Source organism: Pseudomonas sp. Seg1 (genome assembly GCF_018326005.1).
GTDB lineage: Bacteria > Pseudomonadota > Gammaproteobacteria > Pseudomonadales > Pseudomonadaceae > Aquipseudomonas.
The window spans coordinates 275,520-290,767 of record NZ_AP021903.1 but is presented as its reverse complement, the minus strand read 5'-3'; the positions used below and the strand labels follow the sequence as shown (position 1 = coordinate 290,767).

Annotated in this window: 11 protein-coding genes; 6 read left to right on the top strand and 5 right to left on the bottom strand. The window is 60.5% G+C overall.

The features are described 5' to 3' along the window. Positions 1-24: 24 nt before the first annotated feature. The 5 genes from KI231_RS01215 (at position 25) to KI231_RS01195 (ending at position 5,263) form a co-directional block, all read left to right on the top strand. Complete coding sequence (locus KI231_RS01215) at positions 25-1,218, top strand: SfnB family sulfur acquisition oxidoreductase (RefSeq protein WP_213027221.1); 1,194 nt, start codon at positions 25-27, stop codon at positions 1,216-1,218. Further along, positions 1,218-2,570: an LLM class flavin-dependent oxidoreductase gene (locus KI231_RS01210; protein ID WP_213027220.1), complete on the top strand. Its 1,353-nt coding sequence runs from the start codon at positions 1,218-1,220 to the stop codon at positions 2,568-2,570. Before KI231_RS01215 ends, KI231_RS01210 begins: the two co-directional genes overlap by 1 nt. A 125-nt stretch (positions 2,571-2,695) precedes the next feature. Continuing rightward, positions 2,696-3,505, top strand: a complete 810-nt coding sequence (locus KI231_RS01205) for a MetQ/NlpA family ABC transporter substrate-binding protein (RefSeq protein WP_150775764.1) — start codon at positions 2,696-2,698, stop codon at positions 3,503-3,505. Positions 3,506-3,507: 2 nt separating this feature from the next. Then, positions 3,508-4,629: a methionine ABC transporter ATP-binding protein gene (locus KI231_RS01200; RefSeq protein ID WP_213027219.1), complete on the top strand. Its 1,122-nt coding sequence runs from the start codon at positions 3,508-3,510 to the stop codon at positions 4,627-4,629. Continuing rightward, complete coding sequence (locus KI231_RS01195) at positions 4,619-5,263, top strand: methionine ABC transporter permease (protein ID WP_064116958.1); 645 nt, start codon at positions 4,619-4,621, stop codon at positions 5,261-5,263. The genes KI231_RS01200 and KI231_RS01195 overlap by 11 nt, the downstream gene beginning before the upstream one ends. Positions 5,264-5,346: 83 nt before the next feature. On the opposite strand, the gene KI231_RS01190 is transcribed toward KI231_RS01195, so the two are convergent. Continuing rightward, positions 5,347-6,873 (bottom strand): hypothetical protein, encoded by a 1,527-nt coding sequence (locus KI231_RS01190; protein ID WP_249412087.1) that lies wholly within the window; start codon positions 6,871-6,873, stop codon positions 5,347-5,349. A 123-nt stretch (positions 6,874-6,996) separates the two neighbouring features. Here KI231_RS01190 and KI231_RS01185 point away from each other — a divergent pair, with 123 nt between their 5' ends. Next, positions 6,997-7,623 carry a class I SAM-dependent methyltransferase gene (locus KI231_RS01185; protein ID WP_213027218.1) on the top strand — a complete coding sequence of 209 codons (627 nt, stop codon included), beginning with the start codon at positions 6,997-6,999 and terminating at the stop codon, positions 7,621-7,623. 1 nt (position 7,624) lies between these two features. Here the strand turns inward: KI231_RS01185 and KI231_RS01180 are convergent, their stop codons facing one another. The 4 genes from KI231_RS01180 to KI231_RS01165 form a co-directional block, all read right to left on the bottom strand. Continuing rightward, positions 7,625-9,877: a glycoside hydrolase gene (locus tag KI231_RS01180; protein ID WP_213027217.1), complete on the bottom strand. Its 2,253-nt coding sequence runs from the start codon at positions 9,875-9,877 to the stop codon at positions 7,625-7,627. Between the two features lie 90 nt (positions 9,878-9,967). Beyond that, the gene (locus tag KI231_RS01175; protein WP_213027216.1) at positions 9,968-13,033 is read right to left on the bottom strand and encodes an efflux RND transporter permease subunit; all 3,066 of its coding nucleotides are present in this window, start codon (positions 13,031-13,033) and stop codon (positions 9,968-9,970) included. Further along, on the bottom strand, positions 13,030-14,094 hold the full coding sequence (locus tag KI231_RS01170) for an efflux RND transporter periplasmic adaptor subunit (RefSeq protein WP_103304108.1): 1,065 nt from the start codon (positions 14,092-14,094) through the stop codon (positions 13,030-13,032). The genes KI231_RS01175 and KI231_RS01170 overlap by 4 nt, the downstream gene beginning before the upstream one ends. After that, positions 14,091-15,194 (bottom strand): efflux RND transporter periplasmic adaptor subunit, encoded by a 1,104-nt coding sequence (locus tag KI231_RS01165; RefSeq protein WP_103304107.1) that lies wholly within the window; start codon positions 15,192-15,194, stop codon positions 14,091-14,093. The genes KI231_RS01170 and KI231_RS01165 overlap by 4 nt, the downstream gene beginning before the upstream one ends. Positions 15,195-15,248 lie beyond the last annotated feature (54 nt).

Here is a 15,248-nt window from a genome sequence, read left to right as displayed (position 1 = left end):
CGACCAGACATCTGGAGAAAACCTATGACCTTTTCCCATCCCGTCGCGGTCATCACCAGCGATGAGCAAGCCCTGATCGTCGCCAGCGACCTGGCCGAAGATTTCAAACGCGACAGCGCCATTCGCGACCGTGAACGTCGCCTGCCGCTGCCGGAACTCGACGTGTTTTCCCGCTCGGGCCTGTGGGGCATCAGCGTGCCGAAAGAATACGGCGGCGCCGGCGTATCCAACGTGACCCTGGCCAAAGTCATCGCCCTGATCGCTCAGGCTGACGGCTCTCTCGGGCAGATTCCGCAGAACCATTTCTATGCCCTCGAAGTGTTGCGGGTGAACGGCAGCCACGAGCAAAAACAACGCCTGTACGCCGAGGTACTGGCCGGCCAACGCTTCGGCAACGCCCTCGCTGAGTTGGGCACCAAAACCGCCCACGACCGTGTCACCAGCCTCAAGCGTGACGGCGACGGCTACCGCATCAACGGACGCAAGTTTTATGCGACCGGTGCGATTTATGCGCAGCGCATTCCGACTTCGGTGGTCGATGAAAACGGTGTGCAGCATCTGGCCTTCGTCCCGCGCGAGAGCAAAGGCCTGAGCGTGATCGATGACTGGAGCGGCTTCGGCCAGCGCACCACCGGCAGTGGTTCGGTGGTCTTTGAAGACGTCTACGTTGCCGCCGAAGATGTGATTGCATTCCAGAGCGCCTTCGAACGTCCAACCACCGTTGGCCCGCTGGCACAGATTCTTCACGCCGCCATCGACACCGGCATCGCCCGCGCCGCTTACGAAGATGCGCTGCACTTCGTGCGCAGCAAAACCCGGCCGTGGATCGATTCCGGCAACGACAAAGCCACCGAAGATCCGCTGACGCTCAAGAGCTTCGGCCACTTGAGCATTCGCCTGCATGCCACCGAGGCATTGCTGGAACGCTCCGGCGAATTTCTCGACAAAGCTCAGGCCGAAACCACTGCCGAAACCGTCGCTGCCGCCTCGATTGCCGTCGCCGAAGCGCGGGCGATCAGCACCGAAATCTCCCTGGCCGCCAGCAGCACGCTGTTCGAACTGGCCGGCAGCCAGGCCACCCTGATCGAGCACGGCCTCGACCGTCACTGGCGCAACGCCCGCGTGCATACCCTGCACGACCCGGTGCGCTGGAAGTATCACGCGGTCGGCAATTACTACCTCAACGATGAAAACCCGCCACTGCGGGGGACCATCTGATGGCGAAGAAAAAGATCCTGCTCAATGCGTTCAACATGAACTGCATCGGCCACATCAACCATGGTCTGTGGACGCATCCGCGTGACACATCCACCCGTTACAACACGATTGAATACTGGACCGAACTGGCGCAATTGCTGGAGCGCGGACTGTTCGACGGCTTGTTCATCGCCGACATCGTCGGCGTGTACGACGTCTATCAGAACTCAGTGGATGTCACGCTGAAAGAGTCGATCCAGTTGCCGGTCAACGATCCGCTGCTGCTGGTGTCGGCGATGGCTGCGGTGACGAAAAATCTCGGTTTCGGCCTGACCGCCAACCTCACTTACGAACCGCCCTATCTGTTCGCCCGGCGCATGTCGACCCTCGATCATTTGAGCCGTGGCAGGGTGGGCTGGAACATCGTCACCGGCTATCTGGACAGCGCCGCCAAAGCCATGGGCCTGCGCGAGCAGGTCGAGCATGACCGTCGCTACGACCAGGCCGACGAGTACCTGGAAGTGCTCTACAAACTCTGGGAAGGCAGTTGGGAAAACGGCGCGGTGCTCAATGACCGTGAGCAGCGGATCTATGCGCAACCGGAGAAAGTGCACAAGGTCGAGCACAAGGGCGAGTTCTATCAGGTCGAGGGTTATCACCTCTGCGAACCGTCGCCGCAACGCACGCCGGTGCTGTTTCAGGCTGGCAGTTCCGATCGCGGTTTGCTGTTCGCCGGGCGCCACGCCGAGTGCGTGTTCATCAGCGGCCAGAACAAACCGTCGACCAAGGTGCAAGTGGACAAGGTGCGTGCCAGCGCCGTCGAAGCCGGGCGCAATCCCGAGGACATCAAGGTGTTCATGGGTCTGAATGTGATCGTCGGCGAAACCGAAGAAGCTGCGTGGGCCAAGCACGCCGAGTACCTGAGCTACGGCAGTGCCGAGGCAGGCGTGGCGCATTTCTCGGCGTCCACCGGCATCGACTTTTCCCAGTACGAAATCGACGAACCGATCCAGTACGTCAAGAGCAACGCCATCCAGTCCGCCACCAAGAATCTGCAAAACAACGACTGGACCCGGCGCAAATTGCTCGACCAGCACGCCCTCGGTGGCCGTTACATCACCGTGGTCGGCTCGCCTGAGCACGTGGCGGACGAGCTGGAATCGTGGATCGCTGAAACCGGTCTGGACGGCTTCAACCTGACGCGCATCGTCACCCCGGAAAGCTATGTGGATTTCATTGAGCTGGTGATTCCGGAGTTGCAGCGGCGCGAGTCGTACAAGACTGCGTATGACACGGGCAGCCTGCGGGAAAAACTGTTTCACGGCGAGGCACATTTGCCCGAGCAGCACACTGGATCTTCGTTCCGCCGCTAAAAGCATCGCTGGCAAGCCAGCTCCCACAGGTTTTGTGGACACCGCAGATCCTTGTGGGAGCTGGCTTGCCAGCGATGAGGCCCGACCAGAACCACTCATTCATGCACTGACTGGAAAAAACCATCATGACCAAGAAACGCCTCTCCCACCCAGTCAAAGCACTGGCCCTGGCCCTCGGCCTGTTCAGCTCGGCAGTCTTCGCTGCCGACGCTCCGTTGAAAATCGGCACCACCGCCGCGTTCGCCATCCCGCTGGAAGCCGCTGTCGAAGAGGCTTCCAAACAAGGCCTGAAAGTCGAACTGGTGGAGTTCACCGACTGGATCGCGCCGAACGTCAGCCTCGCCGCCGGCGACATCGACGTGAACTACTTCCAGCACATCCCGTTCCTCGAAAACGCCAAGGCTGCCTCCGGTTTTGATCTGGTGCCATTCGCCCCGGGGATCATCAACAACGTCGGCCTCTACTCGAAGAAATACAAAAGCTTCGATGAGCTACCTGAGGGCGCCAGCGTCGCCATCGCCAACGACCCGATCAACAGCGGCCGCGGTCTGCAACTATTGGCCAAGGCCGGTTTGATCACGCTGAAACCGGGCGTCGGTTACAAGGCCACCGAAGACGACATCGTCGCCAATCCGAAGAAAATCAAAATCCTTCAAGTCGAAGCCGTGCAACTGGTGCGCGCCTACGACGACGCCGACCTGGTCCAGGGCTACCCGGCCTACATTCGTCTGGCGAAGACCTTCGATGCCGGCTCGGCGCTGCTGTTCGACGGTCTCGATCACAAGGAATACGTAATCCAGTTCGTGATCCAGCCGAAGAGCAAAACCGATCCGCGCCTGATCAAATTCGTCGACATCTACCAACATTCGCCGGCCGTACGCGCGGCGCTGGATAAGGCTCACGGCAAGCTGTACCAGGCCGGCTGGGAAAGCTGAGCATGACGGCGGCGATCCAACGGCGACTGGAAATTCCAGAGCCCCACAATGCGAAAAAAACCGAACTTCATCCTGAGTTGAACCGCGCCCATGTGCGCTTCATCGGCCTGGGCAAGACCTATGACGGCCGCCAGGGCCCGGTCGCCGCGCTGCAAGGCATCGATCTGGCGATCCAGCGCGGTGAGGTGTTCGGCATCATCGGCCGCAGCGGCGCCGGCAAGTCGTCGCTGATCCGTACGATCAATCGTCTGGAGCAACCGACTTCCGGGCGCGTGCTGATCGATCAGGTCGACATCGGCGAGTTCGATGAAGACCGCCTGGTCGCCCTGCGCCGCCGGATCGGCATGATCTTTCAGCACTTCAATCTGATGTCGGCCAAGACCGTTTGGCAAAACGTCGAACTGCCGCTGAAAGTCGCTGGCGTGCCGAAAGAGCAACGCGAGAAAAAGGTTCGCGAACTGCTCGAACTGGTCGGCCTGCAAGCCAAGCACAAGGCCTATCCGGCGCAACTCTCCGGTGGGCAGAAACAGCGCGTCGGCATTGCCCGCGCGTTGGTGCATGACCCGGACATTCTGCTTTGCGACGAAGCCACTTCGGCGCTCGATCCGGAAACCACCCAGTCGATTCTCGGCCTGCTGCGCGAGATCAACCAGCGCCTCGGTCTGACCATTGTTTTGATTACCCACGAGATGGCGGTAATCCGCGAAATCTGCGACCGCGTCGTGGTGCTGGAGCACGGCCGCATAGTCGAGCAAGGCCCGGTCTGGGAAGTCTTCGGCAATCCGCAACACGAGGTCAGCCAGACCTTGCTCGCGCCGCTGCAACACGCCTTGCCCGAAGAATTGCAAAGCCGCTTGCATGCGCAACCGCCCTCTTCCGAGGCCGCAGTGGTGCTGCGTTTGCAGTTCACCGGCAGCGCCAGTGACGAGCCGGATCTGGCGGCGCTGTTTGCTGCCCTCGGTGGCCGGGTGAAATTGCTTCAGGGTGGTGTGGAACGGATCCAGGGCCATGCACTGGGGCAACTCTTGCTGGCAGTCAGCGGCTCGCCAGCGAGCGCCGAACAATTGCGCGAGCGTGCCGCACAGTGGGCACAGCGAGTGGAGGTACTGGGTTATGTGGTTTGATCGCTTGCTGCAGGGCTTTATCGACACGTTTTTGATGGTCGGCGTGTCATCACTGATCGCGCTGCTGGTGGGGATTCCGATGGCGGTGATTCTGGTCACCAGCGACAAGGGCGGGATCTACCAAGCGCCCGTGCTGAACCGCGCTTTGGGCGCATTCGTGAACCTGTTTCGCTCGATTCCGTTTCTGATCCTGATGGTCGCACTGATTCCGTTCACCCGATTGATCGTCGGCACCACCTACGGCGTGTGGGCGGCGGTGGTGCCACTGACCATCGCCGCCACACCGTTTTTTGCGCGGATTGCCGAGGTGAGCCTGCGTGAAGTCGACCACGGTCTGATCGAAGCGGCGCAGGCCATGGGTTGCCGGCGCTGGCACATTGTCTGGCATGTGCTGTTGCCAGAGGCGCTGCCGGGGATTGTCGGCGGTTTCACTATCACCCTGGTGACGATGATCAACTCCTCGGCCATGGCCGGGGCGATCGGGGCAGGAGGGCTGGGGGACATTGCCTATCGCTACGGCTATCAACGGTTCGATAGCCAGATCATGCTCACGGTGATTGTGCTGCTGGTGGCGTTGGTAGCGGTGATTCAGTTGGGTGGGGATCGGCTGGCGCGGGGTTTGAACAAGCGCTGAACCCAGATCAGAAGATCGCAGCCTGCGGTAGCGCTCATGGCGAATACCGCAGGCTACGACTCTTTTCGTTCGGGTCGTGCCCCTCAATCATCAATCAGGCTGTCGAGCCACGCGTATTCGGTTTTGCTTTGATGCAGCGTCTGCATGCTTTTTGCTGCGTACACCAGGCTGTCAGCGTTGTTGACTGCCAAGTGCGCTCGCAGTGACGGGTTGGCATTGAACAGATCAACCGCCGTCTGAAGCGGCAGGTCGTCGCCGATTCCGAGGTAATCGCTGACACCGAACAGGAAGTTATCGTGGTCATTGGTAAATGCGTTCAAATACTCGACCGTCAAACCGCCGCGCATGATCGCGTCAGAAACACTGCGCTCCGGTACGTCGTAATCAGCCAGGGTATCCCAATTCAGCAAGCGGCCCAGTCGGCTGTCCAGATAGAAATAATCCGCCGCGTTCGGCCCGATGGTCTGGAACCGGTCAATTCTGTTGGTGTGCAACATTTCATGGCCCAGCGAAATGCTCAAAACCCCGCGCTGCATGTACTTGCGATTGATGAAGAAGCGGCCATGAAAATCTCTTTTGTACATCCACGCCGCGCTGTTGCTGTCTGCATCAACCCCAACGAATTTCTCGTCTCCCCAGGTTCCTTGATACTCACTGGACAACGCCTGGCCTCGAGCGACTGAGTCGGCGAATCGCTGCGCAACAGCGTGGTGATCAACGCCAAAGAAACTTTCGTAAACCGCGTCGGCGTCTTTGTAGTTCTGGCCAATGGCATGTCCCGCATCAGCGAAAATGCTTTCGACCGCTTGCAGCTCCGAGCGAATGATCGCTGCCTGCTCCGGCGGAAACTGCTTCAACCCGCGCGCGACCAGCGCGCCCTCCTGTGCCGCCGAGTACTCAAACGAATCGTCGTTTCCGGTATGCACCCGGTGCTTCTGGGCATGCTCTTTTCTGACCTTGCGAACGAGCTGATCAATGTCGATATCAATGACTTTGCCCGGCTCGGGCAGAGGGTGCGGCCGTTCGAGCGTCCAGGTCTTGCTTAGCGGGTGGTAAAACAGTACCGGCCCCAAAGCCACCAATTCAGATACCAGCGCCGCTCGATATTCACCGGCCGTGCCGGTTTCCCGAACGAGGACGATCTCGCCGGGCGCGATATCGACATAATTTCGGCTCTTGAACACCCTCAGGCCCAGAGCATTGGCTGCGGGCAGGTTGGCCGGTGCTCTCAGGCTGTAGCGCGCAAGTGAACCGGCCATCGGATGCATGGGCAGGATCTGAGCCGACGGCATTGATGAAACCGTGATCATGGAATCTGCGGCGGCAGATTGCCGGGGAACTTCCACCTGCGCCTGATCCGTGTCAGGTCGAAAAATTTTCACCGCAGGCCCATCACCGAACGTGGCACTGCCAGGTCTTGTGCGTGATGGGGTTGCGTCCACCGGGCTGCGGCTGGACGGCGGAGTGACACTGGGTTTACGAACAATGCCCATAAAAAATCCTTTTTTTGAGTGAATCCCCCCGAAGAAAAAAACAGGGCAGATATCGCGATAGTCGTCTATCGCGCAGGCGTCATTGCATCCGGTTGCGAACCGCCAGGTGCGGTACATATGTATTGCACAGACGCTGGCGTTTTGTGCTTCCCGGCCAAAGCCTGAGGCAGGCTGCAATCCTCTCAAGCACAAAAGCGCTTATAGTCAGCCCCACCTCCTTTTTGCCACGCAGCCGCACCCATGAAGCAGACCCCCAGCGACCTCGAACAGATCACCGCCACCACCCTCGGCCATTACAACTCGGTGGCCGAAGATTTCCGTGAGGGCACCCGCGATCACGATGTCAGCCAGAACATCGACGCGCTCCTGCGGCACATTCAGGGCACAGCGCCGTTGACGATTCTCGATTTCGGCTGCGGGCCGGGGCGGGACTTGCAGACGTTTACGCGCATGGGCCACGTCGCGGTCGGCCTCGACGGATCGGAAAGGTTTGCGCAAATGGCCCGCGAGGACAGTGGCTGCGAGGTGTGGTGCCAGGACTTTCTGAAGCTTGATTTACCGGCCGAACGCTTCGACGGCATCTTCGCCAACGCGGTGCTGTTTCATGTGCCGTTGCAGGAGTTGCCACGGGTTCTACAACAACTGCGCGATACGTTGAAACCGAGTGGGGTGTTGTTCAGTTCCAATCCACGCGGGGATAACCGCGAGGGCTGGAATGGGCCACGTTATGGCTCGTATCACGATCTGGAGGCGTGGCGCGGGTTGTTGACCGCTGCCGGGTTTGTAGAGCTGGAGCATTATTTCCGCCCGGCGGGGCTGCCGCGCGAGCAGCAGCCTTGGTTGGCGAGTGTCTGGCGCAAGGGCTGAGTCAGGGCGAAGACTGCACGCGGTAGCGGCTGACGGCCCCGTCGGGCGTCAATACCGTAATGCTTTCACCGGGCAAAGTCTGGCCGAGCACTTCACGCGAAGCCTGATCGAAATTGGCCAACAGCCGAGTGCCGTCTTCAAAGGAAGTCTGCTGCACCCGTCGATCCTCGCTCAGCCATTTGAAACCGATCAGGCTCTGCATCGCCAGGCGCTCGTGCAGCGGGCGGAAGAACGCATCCTGACGCGCAATCAACGGTAAGCGTTGCGCCAGCGTTGCCGCACTCAGGTGATAGAGCGGCGGTACGTTGTAGAGCAACTGAGTCAGTTCATTCTCCACCCGTACATTGCTCAGCTTGAGACTGTCATAAAGCCAGTGATGCGTGGTGATGAGCGACCCGTGGAACACCGCCTGGTACAACGGTAAACGGCTGGCCGGATCAAAATGAAGACGCCGATACGGCTCTTTGATCGGTACAGACTTGAAGAACACGGCCGGTTGCTCAGGCGGATACCATTTGCCAACGAAGTACTCGGAATCAGGGTTCTTGCTCATGTCGGCGTCGCCCCAACCGATCACCGGCGTCTGCATGCCATGGGCGAACAGCACGCCTTGAGCCGTCGTTGCGTTGCCGTCTTCGGAGCCGCTGGGTAGTTGCAATGCCTGGTTGATCCAGCGCGAAGCTTCGACGTTACCTTCGGCGTTTTGTGCCTGAGTCATGGTGGCGCCGGGACGGTAGCTGTCGAACACCATGCCTGTGGCATAGGCGTCGAGGAACCAGCTGTTGAAACCGGCGGCAGTGCTGATGGCTTTGACCCGCTGTTCCAGCAAAGGACGCACGCAACGGGGGTCGGTGTAATGTCCCGACTGCTGAAAGCCGCTCTTCATCACACCGCTTTCCAGCACGATGGCGCACTCGATGTTCGCCCTGTCGCCCAGATGCGCCGTGGTCCAGTCCGGGTTCTCGTCCCGGCTCAGCGCTGTTTCGTAAGAATCATACGGCGCGATCAGATACCCCGCCTTGACGCCTGCGCTAACCGCCTCCGGGTGCCAGAGTCCGCCCTCCCAGCCCTCGCCAAGTCCCAGCCACAAGCGCGACAGCCCGGCGCTTTGCAAGCGCTCGACCGTATCGAGCGACAGGCTGTTGCCCCAATGCTTGGGATCGACAGTCAAGGCTTCGGCGAACTGGTCAGCCAATTCCCCGCGCAGCACTGCGTAACCTTTGACCAATGCCCGTACGTCCGGCTCGGCGCGGGCTTGCCAGGTTTTACGCGCCTGGGTGTTCAGCGCACGGTTGAGGCCACGCAACACGACAGTTTGCTGGTAGCGATTGAGCTCCGTTTCGCTGGCAAGCAGCTGCAAGGATTCACGGTCCATGCCGGCGCGCAGCGCAGTGGCCAAAGGCGTCTGGCCACGTAACTTGCCGAGCAGTGCCGGCCAGTTTTGCACATCTTTTTGCCCCAGTAGATCATTGCCCCACAGATAGATATGACTGGCTCCCAGCAGCTTGGCGGCCTGCGGAGTTTTCTCAAGTTTGCCGGCAAGGGTTTCATAACGACCGTTATCAATCAGCCATTGCCGGTAACGTCTGGCTCCCGCCAACGGGTCGCTTTCGCCCAGATACAGACTGAACGTCAGCGGCGTCGAAGGAGCGAGTGGCGTGAATTGATGCCGCACCGCCAACGCCAGCGTGTCGCCGTCGGCACTGAACAGCAGTTGATTGTTGTAGGGATTGCCCAGCAACCAGTTGAGGCTGAAACCCTCGTGTTCGACACCCCACAGCGGCAGGCTCAGATCCTGGGTGCTGTTGAGCGGCCCCTGATTCAACAGAAACGCCTGCCAGACCGGATCGCCACGCGGTACGTAATGCCCTTCGGCCAAGGGCCAGATCAAGCCTTTGCCCATGGCAGTGCCGGGTTGGCGCAAAAAATCGAGTTCGGCGGGATCACGAGCGCTGATAGAAAAGGACAGGTCACGCTCATCAAGATCGACGCTGAGGGACCAAGCGCCGTCGTCCCAGTGCCAGTCCAGGTGATTACCACGCTGTACCAGGTTGCTGACTTTGTGTGCTTCAACACCAGACGAGGCCTGCACAGCTGCACTGTTGGTCGGAGTGACTTGCACAGCGAGGGTCGCTGGGTCGATCTGCACCCGCCACAGCGAATTTTGCAGAAACGTCTCGGCGTGCAACGAGGGTGGCAGGCACAGGCCGACCATCAGCAGCAGTTGGCGCAACCAGCAAGCAACAGTCGACATCAGGCGTCCCTCCCCCAAACGGAGGAAGGACGATAAAGCAATCGACCGTGGTTGTAAGTCAGACCGTTCCCAAAGATGTAACGGGCACAATCAATGGCTCGATGACGATGAGTCCTTCTTCGGCTCACGAATCTTGTACCAGGCCACATACAGCGCCGGCAGAAACAGCAGCGTCAGCAGCGTCGCAATCACGATGCCGCCAATCATCGCGTAGGCCATCGGCCCCCAGAACACTTCCCGGGCAATCGGGATCATGCCCATGCTCGCCGCCGCTGCGGTCAGCAGGATCGGGCGGCGCCGGTGTTCGGTGGCTTCCACCACCGCGTCCCACGGCGCGTAGCCTTTCTGCTCGAACTCATCGATCTGCGTCACCAGAATCACCGAGTTGCGGATGATGATGCCGATCAGCGCCAGAATCCCCAGAATCGCCACGAAGCCCATCGGCGTACCGGTCGGCACCAGCGCCAGCACCACGCCGATCAGCCCCAGCGGCGCGACACTCGCCACCAGGAACATCTTCTGCACGCTGTGCAACTGGATCATCAGGAACGTCGCCATCAGGAACAGCATCAGCGGCAACACCTTGGCAATCGGCCCTTGCGCCTTGCCGCTCTCCTCGACCGTACCGCCGGTGGCGACTTTGTAGCCGACCGGGAGTTTTTCGGCGAAGGCATCAATGGACGGCTTGAGCAGTTTCACCAGATCGGTCGGCTGAATTTCGTCGCGCACCGACGCCTTAATGGTGATGGTCGGCAAACGGTCACGACGCCACACCAGCGGCTGTTCCAGTTCATAACGCACAGTGGCGAACGCCAGCAGCGGAATCGACGTGCCGCCGGGCGTGACGATTTGCAGGTTCTGCAGGGTTTCCGGGGTACCACGTTCGGAATCCACGGCGCGCCCGACGACGTTGATCAGATAGATATCGTCATCGACCTGGGTCAACGGCGAGCCACTGACGATGCTGTTCATCAGGTTCGCCACGTCTTCGGACGACAGCCCGAGCTGGCGCGCCTTGTCTTGGGCGATGTCGATGCGCAGGACTTTGCCCGGCTCGTTCCAGTCGTAAATGATCTCGCCGATGTGTGGGTTCTTGTCCAGCTCGGTGGCGAGGTCGATGGCGTGTTTGCGCACCTGATCGATGTCCTTGCCGCTGACCCGGTACTGGATCGGGCGCCCCACCGGCGGGCCCATTTCCAGCGCCTGCACGTAGCTGCCAATGCCGACGAAGTCCTTGTGCAAACGCTCACGCAAGCGCTGGCTCAACGCTTCGCGGGCCTCGAAGTCTTTGCTGACGATGACCAGTTGCGCGTAGTACGGGTTTTGCAGTTGCTGATCGAGCGGCAGGTAGAAACGGATCGCGCCCTGGCCGATGTAAGTGCTCCAGCGCACGATATCCGGATCGCCCTTGAGGCTTTCCTCAAGCTTGTCGACAGCCTTGCGGGTTTCATCGATAGAGGCGTTTTGCGGCAGGTTCAGGTCGACCAGAATCTCCGGGCGATCGGAGGACGGGAAGAACTGGTTCTGCACAAAGCGCATGCAAAACACCGCCAGCACAAAGCACACAACCGTGATGCCGATCGCCCACCAGCGGTTGCGCATCGACCACAACAAGCCATGGTTGAATGCACGACCGATGCGACCGGGTTCGGCCGCATGGGGTTTCACGTTGGCACTGAGAATGTGCACGCCGATCACCGGCGCAAAGAACACCGCCACCACCCACGACACCAGCATCGCCACGGCGATTACCGCGAACAGGGTGAAGGTGTACTCACCGGCAGAACTGGCGTTGAGGCCGATGGGCACGAAACCGGCCACGGTCACCAGCGTGCCGGTGAGCATCGGGAACGCCGTCGAGGTGTAGGCGAACGTGGCCGCCTGCTCCCGGGTCTCGCCCATTTCCAGGCGCGTGACCATCATCTCCACGGTGATCATCGCGTCGTCGACCAACAGGCCGAGGGCGATGATCAGTGCGCCAAGGGAAATCCGCTGCATGGTGATGCCGCTGTATTCCATGAACACAAACACCATCGCCAGCACCAGCGGAATCGAGCACGCCACCACCAGCCCGGCGCGTACACCGAGGCTGATGAAGCTCACCACCAGAACGATGATTACCGCTTCGAACAAGGCGCTGGTGAAACCGCCAACAGCCTCTTCCACCACCACGGCCTGATCGGAAACCGTGTGCACGCCGACGCCTACCGGCAGATCAGCGGTGAGTTGATCGATACGCGCGTGCAGGGCTTTACCGAACTCCTGAACGTTGCCGCCCTTCTGCATGGCAATCGCCAGACCGATGGCCGGTTTGCCGTCGAAACGAAACTCCGGGGTGGCCGGGTCGACGTAACCACGGCTGATGTCAGCGATGTCGGCCAGACGATAGAAGCGGTCATTGAGTTTGAGATTGACCTCGGCCAGATCCTTCTCCGAAGCGAACTGCCCGGAGGTGCGCACGGAAATGCGCTCCGGCCCTGCCTCGATCACCCCGGCCGGCGTCACCGCGTTCTGCGATTGCAGGCTCTGCACCACCTGGCGCTGATCGATGCCCAGCGCCGCCAGTTTGCGTGTGGAGAAGTTCAGGTAAATCACTTCGTCCTGCTGGCCGACCATCTCGATCTTGCCCAGCCCGGGCACATTGCGGATCTCGGCCCGCGCCTGTTCCACGTAATCGCGCAACTGGCGCATGGTCAGGCCGTCGGCGGTAAACGCGTAGACCGAGCCGTAGACGTCGCCGAACTCATCGTTGAATCCCGGCCCCTGAATACCCTTGGGAAACTGCCCGCGAATGTCATCGATCTTCTTGCGCACCTGGTACCAGATTTGCGGAATGTCCTTGGCGCTGGTGGTGTCGCGCAGGTACACGTACACCGTCGACTCACCGGGGCGCGTGTAGCTTTTCACGTAGTCGAGGGAGTCGAGCTCTTCGAGTTTTTTCTCGATGCGGTCGGTGATCTGCTTGAGGGTTTCTTCCTGGGTCGCACCCGGCCATTTGCTCTGGATCACCATGGTCTTGATGGTGAACGAAGGGTCTTCTTCACGACCCAGATTGAAGTACGAAAACACCCCCATCAGCAATGCCACGAACATCAGATACCAGACGAACGACTGATGCTTGAGGGCCCATTCGGAGAGGTTGAAAGAGCCTTTCATTGACTGTCCTCGTCAAGTTTCACGGGTTGTCCGGGTTTGAGGCTGTTGACGCCGGCGCTGACCACGCGTTCGCCATTTTTCACGCCGCCGGCCAGCACCACCGTGCTGTCGGTGCGGCTGACGAGGCTGACGTCGCGGGGGCTGACGGTTTTGCTTTGGGTGTCGATCACCCAGATCCGCGTTTTGCCGTCGACCTCTTGCAGCGCTGTCGCTGGCAATTCGATGCGTGGCTTGATCGCTGAACTGAGGGTCACGCTGATCGCGGTGCCGAGGCGAAACCCGGGCGGTGTATCCGCCAGGGTCAGCCGCGCACGACGGGTGCGTGTAGCGCTTTGTGCCTGCGGTTCGATTTCGCGGATGACCGCTGTGGTGTTGATGCTCGGATCGAGTTGCGCGGCGACAAGAAACACCACGTCACTGGGGATCTGATCGACCAGCGTGTCCGGCAGGTCGATCACCGCTTCCTTGATGTCCGGTTGCGCCAGCGTCACCACTTGTTGGCCAGCGGTGACCACTTGCCCGGCCTCGGCATTCCACGCGGTGACCACGGCTTTGTGATCAGAGCGCAACTGGGTGTAGTCGAGTTGATCCTTGCTCTGGTTGACCGCCGCCCGCGCCTGCTCAAGCGAGGCCTGGGTGGTTTTCAGATCCGTGGTGGCGATGTCCAGTTGCGCCTGCGCGCCGACCCCGCGATCAAACAGGGCTTGCTGACGTCGGGCGTTGGCCTGCGCATTGATCAGCTGCGCCTGAACCTTGGCCAGATCGCCTTGGGCCGAGCGCAACTGGTTCTGCTGGTCGGAAGGATCGAGGGTGGCGAGCAGCGTGCCCTTCTCCACTTCGGCGCCGACATCGACGTTACGGCTGGCAATACGCCCGCCGACACGGAAACCGGTGTTGCTCTCGTAGCGCGCCTGAATGCTGCCGGCGAAACGCCCGAGGGTTTCCTCGTTCAACGCCTGAACCTTGATCGACAGCACCGGGCGCACAGGCTCGGGCGGCGGTTCTTTCTTCGAGCACCCGGCCAACAACACTGCTACGGATAACAGCCATAGAGACTTCATGGCTGTGCTCCCGGTTGCAGATCCTTATAGGTGTTTTCGGCAATCTCGACTTTCATGCCGGGGTGCAACAACTGTCCGCCGGCAACGATGACTTTCTCGCCGCCCTTGAGGCCTTCGCTGATGATCACTTTGCCGGTCAGGTAACGGCCGACCGTGACCGTGTGCAATTGCGCCAGCCCTTGCTCGTCGACCATCCACACGGCGGGGTCGCTGATGTTTTTGGTCAGCGCCGACCAAGGCAGCTCGACCGCCGATTTGCCGGAGCCTTTGGCGGTGGCGCTGACCACCGAGCCGAGCTGCATGCCCGGCGGCAGTTTGTCGAGGGTGACTTTGACTTGCACGGTGCCGGACTGCGCCGACACCGCCGGGGTGACTTCTCGCACGGTGCCGGTGGTTTTGATATTGGGATTGTCGAGCAGGCTGACCACAATCGAGCGATCCGACGGCCGCTCGGCCAACAGCGATTCGTACACATTGAAGACCGCGTCGCGGTCACCGTCACGGGCCAGTTTGAACATCGGCGCCGTGGCCTGCACCACTTGGCCGACCTCGGCCTGGCGCTCGGTGATGATCCCGGGGGCGTCGGCAATCAACGAGGTGTAACTCAGTTGATCCTTGGCATTGGCCAGTTGCGCCTGCGCCGCGCTCAACGCGCTCTGGCTGCTGCGCAACGCCGCCTGCGCGGAATCGTATTCGCTTTGGCTGGTGTAACCCTTGGGCAACAGTTTTTGCTGACGCACGAATGCCGCAGCGGTCTGCTTGACCCGCGCCTGTTCGGCGACCACTTGGGCCTGCGCCGAGTCGACGTTGGTCTGCAAGTCCTTGGGATCGAGTTTGGCCAGCACTTGTCTGGCCGTCACCCGGTCACCGACATCGACCATGCGCTGGATGATCTTGCCGCCGACGCGGAACGACAACTCGGTCTGCACACGCGCCTGCACATCGCCGGTGAGGGTCACGGCAGCCGCGTAGTCCGCGGGTTTGACCTCTTGCACGAAGACGCGTGGCAGGTATTCCTGCGGCGCTTTTTTCTCCCCGCACGCGGTCAGCAATGTGAACAGACTCAGCATGACCGCTGTTTTCAAACCGGGACTCGCCATGCAGACTCCTTCCTGTGTACGAACGTGCAAGTGACGATACGACTGTGAGCTTAG

Bases quoted from the DNA above. Each gene is read 5' to 3' on its own strand.
- KI231_RS01215 (WP_213027221.1), top strand. From the start codon at position 25: ATGACCTTTTCCCATCCCGTCGCGGTCATCACCAGCGATGAGCAAGCC.
- KI231_RS01205 (WP_150775764.1), top strand. From the start codon at position 2,696: ATGACCAAGAAACGCCTCTCCCACCCAGTCAAAGCACTGGCCCTGGCC.
- KI231_RS01200 (WP_213027219.1), top strand. From the start codon at position 3,508: ATGACGGCGGCGATCCAACGGCGACTGGAAATTCCAGAGCCCCACAAT.
- KI231_RS01190 (WP_249412087.1), bottom strand. From the start codon at position 6,873: ATGTACCGCACCTGGCGGTTCGCAACCGGATGCAATGACGCCTGCGCG.
- KI231_RS01170 (WP_103304108.1), bottom strand. From the start codon at position 14,094: ATGAAGTCTCTATGGCTGTTATCCGTAGCAGTGTTGTTGGCCGGGTGC.
- KI231_RS01195 (WP_064116958.1), top strand. From the start codon at position 4,619: ATGTGGTTTGATCGCTTGCTGCAGGGCTTTATCGACACGTTTTTGATG.
- KI231_RS01180 (WP_213027217.1), bottom strand. From the start codon at position 9,877: ATGTCGACTGTTGCTTGCTGGTTGCGCCAACTGCTGCTGATGGTCGGC.
- KI231_RS01165 (WP_103304107.1), bottom strand. From the start codon at position 15,194: ATGGCGAGTCCCGGTTTGAAAACAGCGGTCATGCTGAGTCTGTTCACA.
- KI231_RS01175 (WP_213027216.1), bottom strand. From the start codon at position 13,033: ATGAAAGGCTCTTTCAACCTCTCCGAATGGGCCCTCAAGCATCAGTCG.
- KI231_RS01185 (WP_213027218.1), top strand. From the start codon at position 6,997: ATGAAGCAGACCCCCAGCGACCTCGAACAGATCACCGCCACCACCCTC.
- KI231_RS01210 (WP_213027220.1), top strand. From the start codon at position 1,218: ATGGCGAAGAAAAAGATCCTGCTCAATGCGTTCAACATGAACTGCATC.